This window comes from Flavobacterium sp. (genome assembly GCF_024710485.1).
GTDB lineage: Bacteria > Bacteroidota > Bacteroidia > Flavobacteriales > Flavobacteriaceae > Flavobacterium.
Genome location: NZ_JANJUQ010000005.1, coordinates 1 through 11728, shown reverse-complemented (window position 1 = coordinate 11728; position 11728 = coordinate 1). Strand labels below are relative to the sequence as shown.

Sequence of the window (11728 nt, the reverse complement as noted above, 5' to 3'; positions counted from 1 at the left end):
ATGAGTGAGCTGCATTTAGCCGAGAAAACCTATTTGAAGTTTTCAAAAATTGAAGGTAATCAACACATTGCCAGTGAGTATGCTTTAAAATGTGCCTTGCGATTGATACAAGATTTTCAGTTAAAAAATATACTGGAAGTAGGCATTGGTATTGGTTGTATCGCTGATACCATTTTAGAATCGTCTCCAAACCTGCATTATACAGCCACTGAAGCCAATGTATTTTGCTTAAACGCTATCAAAAATAACGTAGGGCAAATAGACAGAGTGACGTTGTACAATAACCTGAATCAAATACCGGAAAATACCTTTTTTGATTTTATCATTATTGACGGTTCTGATGATTCGTTGGCTCAAGTACAAAGAATGTGTACCCCTAAAACGGTTATTTTTATTGAAGGCGGCAGGGCTTTGCAAGTCGCTTCGTTGAAAAAAATATTTCCAAAGGTGTTGCACGCCGAAATGTTAAGCGACTACAAAAATCCGGTTTGCGGACCATTTTCCAGTCAGTTTTGGTGTGGTGGCGGACAGTTGATTTTCCCTTATCCGAATTTCAAAATGCGATGGTATTATTGGAAAGAAAAATGGGCGACTTACCAAAAGAGAAAAAAAAGAAAAGCCAGCAAGTAATATGAAAATCTTAGCCATCATTCCGGCCAGAGGTGGTTCTAAAGGTGTTCCGCGAAAGAACATCAAACTACTAGGTAAAATACCTTTAATAGAATACACCATCAATGCGGCTAAAGCAGCTACCGGACTTACCGAGATAGTGGTTTCTACTGAAGATGCGGAAATCGCTATAGCCGCGGAAGTTTGTGGTTGTAAGCCACCATTTATTCGTCCTGTTGAACTGTCTCAGGACGATTCCGCTTCCATTGCAGTAGTACAACATGCCATTGGGTATTATGAAAGTCAAGCTATTTTTTTTGATGCGGTTTGTTTGCTACAACCTACAACACCATTCAGAACCGAAGGTTTTATTGATCAAGCCATACAAAAATTTATCACTTCAGGGGCAGAGAGTTTAGTTAGTGTCTTGCCTATTCCTCATCAGTATAACCCGCATTGGGCATTTGAAGAACACGAAAACGGCTTACTCAAAATTGCTACCGGAGAGTCAACGATTATTTCAAGACGTCAGGAATTGCCCAAGGCATTTCATCGCGATGGCTCTATTTATCTTACCAAAACTTCGGTGGCCAAAGCCGGAAGTTTTTTCGGGAAATCGATTGCTTATATTGAGAGCAATTCGGAACTGTATGTCAATATCGATACCATGAAAGATTGGGAAAAAGCAGAAGGGTTGGTTTCTCTATTTAATGAATAAAATGATGCAGAAATTATTTCAATTACACCGTTTAGATGCTGCCAACAAAAAAAGAGTGCTGCAATATTTGTGGAAGAGAATCATTCAAGTAAAACCTACTATTGAAGAGCGAATTGCAAACGAGTATTATGCCCATTTGATTCGTTATCAAGGGATTTTACAGTCGGAATCTGAGACCTTTTTTGTGTCTCATTATCCTAAATTAGGGGTAACTTTAAAAACCCGAAAGCGACCGTCAAGTGATTTGGATGTCTTCAGTCAAATTTATAAGTATTCGGAATACGAGCCATTGGTGACCCTATTCAAGAAAAATTTCCCCAATACCCAGGCGCCCAACATCATCGATGCGGGCAGTAATATCGGACTTACGACCGTTTATTTATCAAAGTATTTTTCCGATGCTCAATTTTTAGCGATAGAACCCGACAGCAGCAATTTCGAGGTGATGTTGTCTAACTTCGATTTGAATCAAGTTAGTGTTAAAACAATCAAAGGCGGCATTTGGAGTCAGAATACTTTTTTAAAAATCATTAGCGATTTCCGCGATAAAAACCATTGGTCTATTCGGGTGGAAGAAACCAATGACGCTTCAGAATTACCGGCTTTTTCACTGCATTATTTAGTTGATACTTATCAATTAAATCAGATTGACATTCTCAAAATCGACATTGAAGGTTCCGAAAAGGAGGTGTTTACCGGTATTGCGGCGGATGTTTCTTATTTGGCTAAAACCAAATGCATCGCAATAGAAATACACGATGAATTTGATTGCAGACAAGCCATTTATTCGATACTGGATCACTACAATTTCCGGTATATAGAATCAGGAGAATTGACTATAGGTATCAATCAAAGTCTACTGTAACGCTTTTTTTCTTTTATTTTCCTTATAAAATAAGGATATTTGAACCTTAAAAAGGTAAAAATGCAAAACAACAAAATCTTTATTCTACTTCCGGATGGAATTGGTCTTAGAAACTTTGCTTTCACTGATTTCTACAAAACCGGAGCAACTGCTGGATATGAGATTGTTTTTTGGAATAATACGCCTTTTGAATTGTCTGACTTGGGATTAGCCGAAATCAAAATTGAAAAGGCAAAGGCGCATCCCTTAACCGATTTATATAAGAATGCGCTCAAAATAGTGGAACTCCGACTGAGTAGCAAGAAGTCGAAAGATTCCATTTATCAATCGTATTATTTTTCCCCTAAAATCAATAGTGTTAAGTCGTTTTTAAAAACTGTATTTACCCAAAGTATTACTTTTTTTAATACTTCCGACCGAGGCTCACAACGCATTCGTGCTAAAATTGCTCAGTTGGAACGCAAAACCAAATTGTATCACGATAGTTTGGAAACGCTTCAGAGAGAAAAACCGGCTTTCGTTTTTTGTACAAACCAACGCGTAATGTTGGGAGTAGCGCCGCTTTTGGCTGCACAAGACCTAGGAATCCCAACGGCTAGTTTTATTTTTTCATGGGATAATTTACCCAAAGGCACCAAAATTATCGAAACCGATTTTTATTTTGTTTGGAGCCAACACATGAAGGAGGAATTGATGTACTATTATCCGCATGTTCAGGAAAATCAAATCATCATTACAGGGACACCACAATTTGAACCTCATTTCGATTCGGATAGACTTCAAACCAAAACCGAGTTTTGTAAGAACCATCATCTAGAGCAAGACAAAACCTATTTTTGTTTTTCCGGTGACGATGTGACTACTTCACCCAACGATCCAACTTATTTGGAGGATGCGGCCAAAGCGGTGAGGAACTTGAATCAAAAGGGGTATAATTTGGGTATTATTTTCAGAAGATGCCCGGTTGACTTTTCGAAGCGTTACGATTCGGTTTTAACTCAATATGCCGATTGTATAACTGCAATTGCCCCTAAATGGATCAAAAAAGCGGAGAGTTGGAATACTATTTTACCCTCGAAAGCCGATTTAGAGCTACAAGTTAATACTATCAATGCGACGGATTTTGTAATTAATTTGGGTTCATCAATGGTGTTTGATTATGTGATTTTTAAAAAACCTTGCGCCTTTATCAATTACGATGTGCCTAATGGGTTACCCGCTCGGTTAGTTAAAGATACCTATAATTTAATTCATTTTCGTTCCATGACGTCCCGAGATTGTGTTGCTTGGATTAACAGTCCTGAAGAAATGGAAACAATAATTATTTCATTACTTACCCAAAACAATGATACATTAGTTTCAAATGCTTCATTGTGGTTCGAAAAAATCAATCAACATCCGCCGCAAAATGCTTCAGTACGAATTTGGGAAGCCATTACCAATCTAATTAGGCCAATATCATGAAGATAGGTTTTTTAACGCCCGAGTTTCCCTATCCCGAAATGGGTGTTTCCGGTGGTATCGGTACCAGTATTTATAATTTAGCTCAAGGTTTACTTTGTCTTGGGCATCAAGTTTCTGTGATAGTTTATGGGCAAAAGACTGATGAGGTTGTAGTCAAAGAAGGCATCACTTTTTATAAGGTAAAAAACATAAAATTCAAGGGTTTTTCGAGATTTTTGACGCAAAAAAAAATCCAAAGATTGATTAATTCTTTAGTAAAGGAGGGTGAAATTGATCTTATTGAAGCGCCTGATTGGACCGGGATTACCGCCAATATCAAGCCGAATTGTCCTGTGGTCATTCGTTTAAACGGTTCAGATACTTATTTTTGTCATTTAGACCAACGACCGGTAAAATTCAGCAACCGAATTCAGGAGCAAAAAGCATTGAGAATGGCAGATGGCCTAGTATCTGTTAGTCGATACACTGCTGAAGTCACCAAAGAGTTATTTCGCTTAAACTGCTCTTTTGAAATTATTCCCAATAGCATTGATGTTGCTAAATTTGTCAAAAATCCAAACATACCGGTCCAAGAGAATACCATACTTTATTTCGGTACTTTAATTCGTAAAAAAGGTTTGCTGGAATTGCCTCATATTTTTAACGAAGTAATTCAGAAAAGGCCAGAAGCGCGATTGATTTTAATTGGAAGAGACGCTGCCGATGTGGTGAGCGGAAATCATTCCACTTGGAACATGATGCTACCCATGTTTGAGCCTGAAGCACTAAAACAGGTGAGTTATTTGGGCAGCGTTTCTTACACCGACATTGCGAGACACATTAATGAAGCTGCTGTTTGTGTTTTTCCCACTTTTGCCGAAGCTTTACCAGTTTCTTGGATTGAAGCGATGGCAATGGAAAAAGCCATAGTAGCCTCAGCTATCGGATGGGCTGAAGAAGTGATCGATAATACTAAAAATGGGTTTTTGGTGTCGCCTACCGAACACGAACAATATGCCGACTGCATTATTCAACTGTTGCAAGATGTCGCTCTTCGGGAGACCTTTGGGACAAACGCCCGAAATAAAGTGATACAAAAATTTAGTATAGAAGTAGTGGCTCAACAGAGTGTTGATTTTTATCAAAGATTACTTTTAAAACGATAAACCTTCTTAAGGTACATTTTAGCGATTATTGGTGTTAAATCGCCGATCGAAATGATTACTTTTGCTTCACTAATTGAAAAACCTAATGGGAATAAAGTTAAACGAATACGTCACTAAATCCGGAGAAGTAATCCTTTACAATGGCAGGCCTGATTTTTCCCGTTTGGAAGAATTGTCAGAAGGTTTTGGCGATGTTTGGCACAGTTCATTAGACCAAGGCTTTAAAAATATATTCCCTGAGATAGTATACCAAACTGCTACTTTCTTTTGGTACGTAAAAGATTTGGAAAATCTAGATTTGTGTATCAATTGGCGAATCAATCCTTATCAATTTGCTGTTCGCAAATCAGTTTGGGAAACCTTAGGTGGTTTTGATGAGGATTTGAAAAATCCAATCATGCAAGGCTTAGATTTCGGATACAATACTGTAAGAGGTAATGGCGGAATTGTCCTTTATGTAAAAGGTCTTTTTGAGGCCGGAAATGAAGAAAATCTAACTATCACTACTAAAGACCGCTACGTTTTTTTTATAAAAAATTTCAAAATTGATCACGCCATTTTTATGGTTTATCGAAAAGGACTTTGGAATCTGAAAGAATGGGCAGCCTTGTTTTATGCCAAAAGAAATTTTAAAAAGAAACATCATAAAGCCATCGTTCAAGCCAGAGTATTGGAACCACTGCAAGGGAATCCGACCGTAAGTTACATTATTCCGACTATGATGCGTCAGGATTTTACCTTACAGCTGCTTTCCGATTTACAAAATCAAACTTATAAACCTACTCAAGTTGTAGTGGTTGATGCTACTCCTGAAAACCAAAGAGATGAAAGTTTATATAAACCGGAGCAGTACGATTTTGAGTTAATTTTACAATGGCAAACCACCAAAGGAAGTTGTCGGGCTCGAAACGAAGCCATTGAATATTGCACGGGTGATTTTATCGTTTTTGGAGACGATGATATTCGCATCCCGCCTAATTATATTGAAAACCATCTACGGTACTTACAAACCTATAAAGCAGATGCTTGCAATGGACTGGACATTAGAGCAGACCACCAAAAGCAAACCCTTGAGGACTTGTATCAAAAATTAGAAAATTACGGACCCAACCGCTACCGTTGTGGTGCTGCTCCCCATTTGAACAATGCCAACAATTGTGTCAAAAGAAAATTTGTCAACCAACTTGTAGGTAACGACATCAATTTTGATGGCGGATACGGTGAGGATAATGATTTTGGATTCTCTTTAACCGAAATAGGAGTGGTAGTATTGCAAAATCCTTTTTCAACTAATTTACATTTGAAACCACCACAAGGCGGTTATCGTTTTTGGGGAAGCCAAGCCAAAGTTTTAGGGAAGAAAAGAAAAACCCAGCCATGGGAATTAGATACTCCGGTAAAGCGAATTCGTCCGGTTCCCAGTCCAACCGTAATGTATTATTTTTACAAGCATTATGGTGAAAAACTGGTGAATGAATACCGTCATAAGTATTTCTTTCGATACTTATTCAAAGGTCCGAAATGGCGCATTCCTTTTAAAATTTTAAATTTGCCTTACCGCCATTTGCAGTTTAACAAATCGGTATTTTATGCAAAAAAATTAATGGCTTTAGGAAAACGAACAAAGTAATATGAATTTCACCCTTATTATTTGTACCTATATGCGGCCAAAACCGTTACTCGAGCTGTTACAATCAGTGAAGAGGCAAACGGTTTATCCTAATGCCATTCTTATAGTTGACGGTTCAAAAAATGAGGAAACCAAGCTAATGCTGGAGCAAAATAGTTTCGAAAATCTGAATTATTTTAAAGTTACCGATTCGGATAGAGGACTGACCAGACAAAGAAATTTCGGGATTGAAAGAGTGGACGAAGCCAGTGAAATAGTTTGTTTTTTAGATGATGATACCGTGCTGGAAGAAAACTATTTCGAAGAAATCATCAAAACCTATCAACAGTATCCGGAAGCCTTAGGCGTGGGCGGATACATCAATAATGAAACCCACTGGACTGCTGTCGGAGAGGATTATCAGCCCAAATTAAACGAGTTTTATTATGACGGTTGGAAGCGAAAAGACGGAAGTCGTTTTGTGTTGCGAAAAAGAGTAGGATTAGATGCTGACAAATTGCCCGGTTTTTTACCAGAGTTTTCTAATGGTCGCAGTATAGGATTTTTACCGCCATCGGGTAAGATTTACGAAGTAGAACAATTAATGGGAGGCGTTTCTTCCTTTAGAAAATCGGTTTTTACTGCTTTTCAGTTTTCTACTTACTTTGAAGGTTACGGTTTGTATGAAGATGCCGATTTTACTTTAAGAGTATCCAAGACCGGAAAATTGTATGTCAACACTAAAGCCCAATTGGGTCATTTTCATCATCATTCCGGTCGACCGAATCAGTATCAGTACGGGAAAATGGTGGTTAGAAACGGTTGGTATGTTTGGCGTGTGAAATATCCAAATCCTTCATTCACTTCGAGGTTAAAATGGAATGCTATAGTAGTATTGTTGACATTCGTTCGTTTTAGCAATATCTTTACTTCCCATAAACGAAAAGAAGCGGCGACTGAATTTTTGGGACGCCTTTCAGGTTGGTTGAGCTTGATTTTTAATAAACCCGTAATTCAACACCGATAGTAAGATGACTTTCTGTATCATTACACATGTGCTTCACGGTTGTGAAAACGACAAATATTTTGCCTATTCACCGTATGTGAAAGAGATGAATGTATGGTTAAAACAAGTCGATAAGGTTATTATTGTGGCGCCACTTAAACTGACCGAAAGAAATAAAATACATCTTGCTTATCAGCATGCCAATATTGAGTTTAGAGTTATCCCTGATTTTAATTTCACAAGTCTCAAATCCATCTTTAGGAGTTTGTTTTTGCTGCCGATGTTATTGTGGGCGATTTACAAAGCCATGCGCGATTCCGATCACATTCATTTGCGTTGTCCCGGCAATATGGGTTTGTTGGGTTGTCTTGTACAGATGGTTTTTCCAAGAAAAGCTAAAACGGCCAAATACGCCGGAAATTGGGATCCTAAATCCAATCAACCACTGAGTTACAGATGGCAACGTTCCATTTTAAGTCATCCTTTTTTTACGCGCAATATGAAAGTATTGGTTTATGGAGAATGGACTGACAGTACACAAAACGTGAAGCCTTTTTTTACGGCTACCTATTTTGAACGTGACAAAACTCCCGTAAACCTTAGAACATTTGAAACGCTTATTTCATTTCTTTTTGTCGGAACATTGTCTGTAGGAAAGCAACCTTTATATGCTGTGCAACTCGTACAGTCACTTAAAGCGTTGGGGCATAAGGTTCAGCTTACCCTATACGGAGAAGGTTCGGAACGCAATCAACTGGAACAATATATTTCGAAGCACCAACTCAATGATATCGTTTTCTTAGTTGGAAATCAAGAGCAAGAGACAATCAAACAAGCTTTTCAACAAAGTCATTTTGTGGTGCTGCCTTCTAAAAGTGAAGGTTGGCCTAAAGTAATAGCCGAAGGCATGTTTTGGGGTTGTTTGCCTGTAGCTTCGGCAGTTTCTTGCGTGCCTTCGATGTTAGACGAAGGCAAACGAGGCGTTTTATTGACCCTGAACCTGACCAAAGATGTGAAAAATATCAGCGACTTATTAAATCATAGCGAAGAATATCAGGATAAAGTTTCAAAAGCTGTAAATTGGTCGCGACAATATACCTTAGATTTTTTTGAGGCTGAAATACAAAAGTTATTGATTCCATGAGAATACTTCAAATTATAGATTCTTTAGATGTTGGCGGCGCAGAGAAAATGGCCGTTAACTATGCCAATTCATTATCCGAACGGGTTGCTTTTTCCGGATTGGTTACCACTCGAAAAGAAGGCTATTTAAAAGTACAGTTGCATCAGGATGTCCCGTATTTATTTTTAAATCGGAAGCGACGTGTTGATGTTTCAGCCATTATTCGATTAAGAAAATTTTGCATAGAAAATAAGGTGGAATATCTCCAACCTCACAGTTTTTCCTACTTTACAGCTTTGTTGGTCAAACTTACTTATCCTAAACTTAAAATTGTTTGGCACGATCATTATGGTTTAAGCGAATTTTTAAGCAAAAGAAAATTATTGTTTTTAAAAATGGCTTCTTTCTTTTTTGAAGGCATTATTGCTGTAAATTTTAATTTGAAAAATTGGGCCATCAGAAGACTGAATTGTAGCAATGTAATTTATTTGCCCAACTACACTAAAATCAATCAAAGTATTAAAAACGAAACTATTTTGCATGGTGTTGATGGCAAGCGTATACTTTGTTTGGCTAATTTAAGACATCAAAAAAATCATTTTCTTCTTTTAGAGGTAGCCGAAAAATTGAAAGTTTCTCATCCGGATTGGACTTTTCATTTGGTGGGGAATGATGCCGATGATGATTATTCTAGAAGAGTCAAGCAACAAATTCAGGAGAAAGGATTGTCGCAAAATGTTTTTATTTACGGAACGAGAAATGATACAGTTAACATTATCCAACAAGCTGATATTACTATTTTGACCTCAAATTCAGAAGGATTACCGGTGGCTTTAATTGAATACGGCTTGTTGAGTAAACCCACGGTAACAACCTGTGTTGGTGAAATTCCTTTGATAATTACTAACGGAGAGAATGGGTTTGTTGTAGCGATTAAAGATGCCGTCGATTTTTACAAAAAGATTCTAAAATTGGTAGAAGATGAAGATTTGCGAGTGACATTAGGAAAGAATTTAAACAAAACTATTGTGGCTCAAAATTCTGAAGAAGCTGTTTTACAACAATACCTTGACTGGTTAAAAACGTTATAAAGTGAGCAGTAAAGAAAAGAAATACATCCTTTTAATCCTTTTGCATGTCGTAATTGGGTTAATTGTGTTTTTTTTTCCGCCGATATCCAAACCTTTGGCGGCTTTAGTTTTTTTAGTCGGACTTTTTTTGATTGTTAAAAATCAGAACAAGAATCATGAAGTTTTACTGGTTTCAGGCTACATAGTAGGTAGTGAAATCTTTTTTAGAATGACAGGAGGAATCATTATCTATGAGTTTGCTAAATACAGTATTACTATTTTTATGTTGTTGGGAATGTATTACAGCGGGTTCTCTAAAAATGCAATTCCGTATTGGATTTTCCTGGTTTTATTGATTCCGGGTATTTTAGTCGCTACCGAAACACTCAATTTGACTACAGATTTGAGAAAGACCATTTCATTTAACATTTCCGGCCCTATATGTTTGGGTATATCATCAATTTACACCTACAATAAAAGAATCAGTTTGGATAAACTCAATCAAGTTTTGCTGTCAATCGGATTGCCAATTATTTCAACGTCGGTTTATGTGATTCTTTATACACCTGATTTGAAAGAAGCTTTAGTTTTGGGAACCGGTTCTAACTACAATACTTCAGGAGGATTTGGTCCTAATCAGGTGGCAACTATTTTCGGATTGGGTATGTTTATCTTTTTTTCCCGACTCATGTTGGAATCCAAAACCAAATTATTACTCATTGTAAATTTGATTATTGCGTTTATAGTTACTTATAGAGGGTTGATTACCTTTTCTCGTGGCGGAATGATAACAGGCTTCATGATGATTGTCATATTGTTGTTTTATTTGTACATCTCCACTAAAGGCAGAGGGAAGATTAAACTGAATTATATTTTTGGATTTATGATTCTGATGTTTTTTGCAACTTGGAGTTATACTTCAAGTAAAACGGATGGATTAATCGAGAAACGGTATGCCAATCAAGATGCTATGGGAAGAGTCAAAGAGAGCCAGTTTACCGGTAGAGAAGAAATTTTTAATAATGAAATCAATTCCTTTATTGATAATCCTATTTTTGGAGTAGGCGTTGCTAAGGGAGCTGAAATCAGGTTGGATATGACCAACGAAGTTTCTTTGTCTCACAACGAAATATCCAGAATGATTGCTGAACACGGGCTTTTTGGGATTACTGCCTTGTTGATTTTACTATTCACTCCAATCATTTTATTCTTAGACAACAAGCAACATATTTTCTTAATGTGTTTTATAGTGTTTTGGTTATTAACCATCAATCATGCTGCTATGAGACTTTCAGCAGCCGCTTTTGTCTATTCATTATCGTTACTCAAAGTCCATCTCCATGAAGAAACTCCTTTGCATAGGAAATAATTTAGTGAAGCACGGTAACACGGCCACTTCTATAGTGGTTTTGGGAGAATTGTTTCAAAAAGAAGGGTTTAAGGTTTATTATGCCTCGTCTAAAAAAAATAAATTCCTCCGTATTTTTGACATGATGATTCAAACGGTTCGCTATGGCAGAAAAGTCGATTATGTATTGATCGACACATACAGCACAACGAACTTTTGGTACGCTTTACTAGTCTCACAGTTGTGTAGAGCGCTTGGCGTTAAATATATTCCCAAGTTGTTGGGTGGAGATTTACCAAACCGTCTTAAAAAAAGCCCTTTTTTATGTGATTTGATTTTTAAAAATGCCTATCGAAATGTAGCACCATCGCCTTATTTATATGAAGCTTTTAAGAAAAAAGGATATGGTAATTTAATTCATATTGCTAATTCAATAGAGTTAGATAAATATAACTTTCAAACGAAGCAATACGATTATCCAAAAATACTTTGGGTGCGCTCTTTTTCCCAAATATACAACCCTATTCTGGCGGTTAAAGTATTGATTGAACTCCGAAAAAAGTATCCTGAAGCTCAACTTTGTATGGTAGGGCCCAAAAAAGATAACAGTTTTGATGCTACTGTAGCTTTTGCCAAAGAAAATGACATGCCGGTTGTTTTTACAGGCAAATTATCCAAAGCCGAGTGGGCCGATTTGTCTAAAAATTATAATTTGTTCCTCAATACAACTCATTTCGACAATACACCGGTTAGTGTCATTGAAGCTATGGC

Annotated in this window: 11 protein-coding genes; all 11 read left to right on the top strand. The window is 37.2% G+C overall.

The annotated features are described in order from the left end of the window. On the top strand, positions 1-630 hold the full coding sequence (locus tag Q0M21_RS00545) for a methyltransferase (RefSeq protein ID WP_295333188.1): 630 nt from the start codon (positions 1-3) through the stop codon (positions 628-630). A gap of 1 nt (position 631) precedes the next feature. Next, positions 632-1327 carry an acylneuraminate cytidylyltransferase family protein gene (locus tag Q0M21_RS00540; RefSeq protein ID WP_295333185.1) on the top strand — a complete coding sequence of 232 codons (696 nt, stop codon included), beginning with the start codon at positions 632-634 and terminating at the stop codon, positions 1325-1327. Between the two features lie 4 nt (positions 1328-1331). Further along, positions 1332-2192 carry an FkbM family methyltransferase gene (locus tag Q0M21_RS00535; RefSeq protein WP_295333183.1) on the top strand — a complete coding sequence of 287 codons (861 nt, stop codon included), beginning with the start codon at positions 1332-1334 and terminating at the stop codon, positions 2190-2192. Between the two features lie 60 nt (positions 2193-2252). Beyond that, the gene (locus Q0M21_RS00530; protein ID WP_295333181.1) at positions 2253-3656 is read left to right on the top strand and encodes a UDP-glycosyltransferase; all 1404 of its coding nucleotides are present in this window, start codon (positions 2253-2255) and stop codon (positions 3654-3656) included. Next, positions 3653-4801 carry a glycosyltransferase family 4 protein gene (locus tag Q0M21_RS00525; RefSeq protein ID WP_295333179.1) on the top strand — a complete coding sequence of 383 codons (1149 nt, stop codon included), beginning with the start codon at positions 3653-3655 and terminating at the stop codon, positions 4799-4801. Before Q0M21_RS00530 ends, Q0M21_RS00525 begins: the two co-directional genes overlap by 4 nt. 85 nt (positions 4802-4886) lie before the next feature. Further along, positions 4887-6431: a glycosyltransferase family 2 protein gene (locus Q0M21_RS00520; protein ID WP_295333176.1), complete on the top strand. Its 1545-nt coding sequence runs from the start codon at positions 4887-4889 to the stop codon at positions 6429-6431. 1 nt (position 6432) lies between these two features. Continuing rightward, positions 6433-7437, top strand: a complete 1005-nt coding sequence (locus tag Q0M21_RS00515) for a glycosyltransferase family 2 protein (RefSeq protein ID WP_295333174.1) — start codon at positions 6433-6435, stop codon at positions 7435-7437. A gap of 4 nt (positions 7438-7441) precedes the next feature. After that, complete coding sequence (locus Q0M21_RS00510) at positions 7442-8560, top strand: glycosyltransferase (RefSeq protein ID WP_295333172.1); 1119 nt, start codon at positions 7442-7444, stop codon at positions 8558-8560. Further along, entirely contained in the window at positions 8557-9630 is a 1074-nt protein-coding gene (locus Q0M21_RS00505) for a glycosyltransferase (protein ID WP_295333170.1), read from the top strand. Before Q0M21_RS00510 ends, Q0M21_RS00505 begins: the two co-directional genes overlap by 4 nt. Position 9631: 1 nt before the next feature. Then, positions 9632-10978, top strand: a complete 1347-nt coding sequence (locus Q0M21_RS00500) for an O-antigen ligase (RefSeq protein ID WP_295333168.1) — start codon at positions 9632-9634, stop codon at positions 10976-10978. Continuing rightward, on the top strand, positions 10950-11728 hold a 779-nt coding region (locus Q0M21_RS00495; protein ID WP_295333163.1), incomplete at its 3' end, for a glycosyltransferase. The genes Q0M21_RS00500 and Q0M21_RS00495, both read left to right, overlap by 29 nt.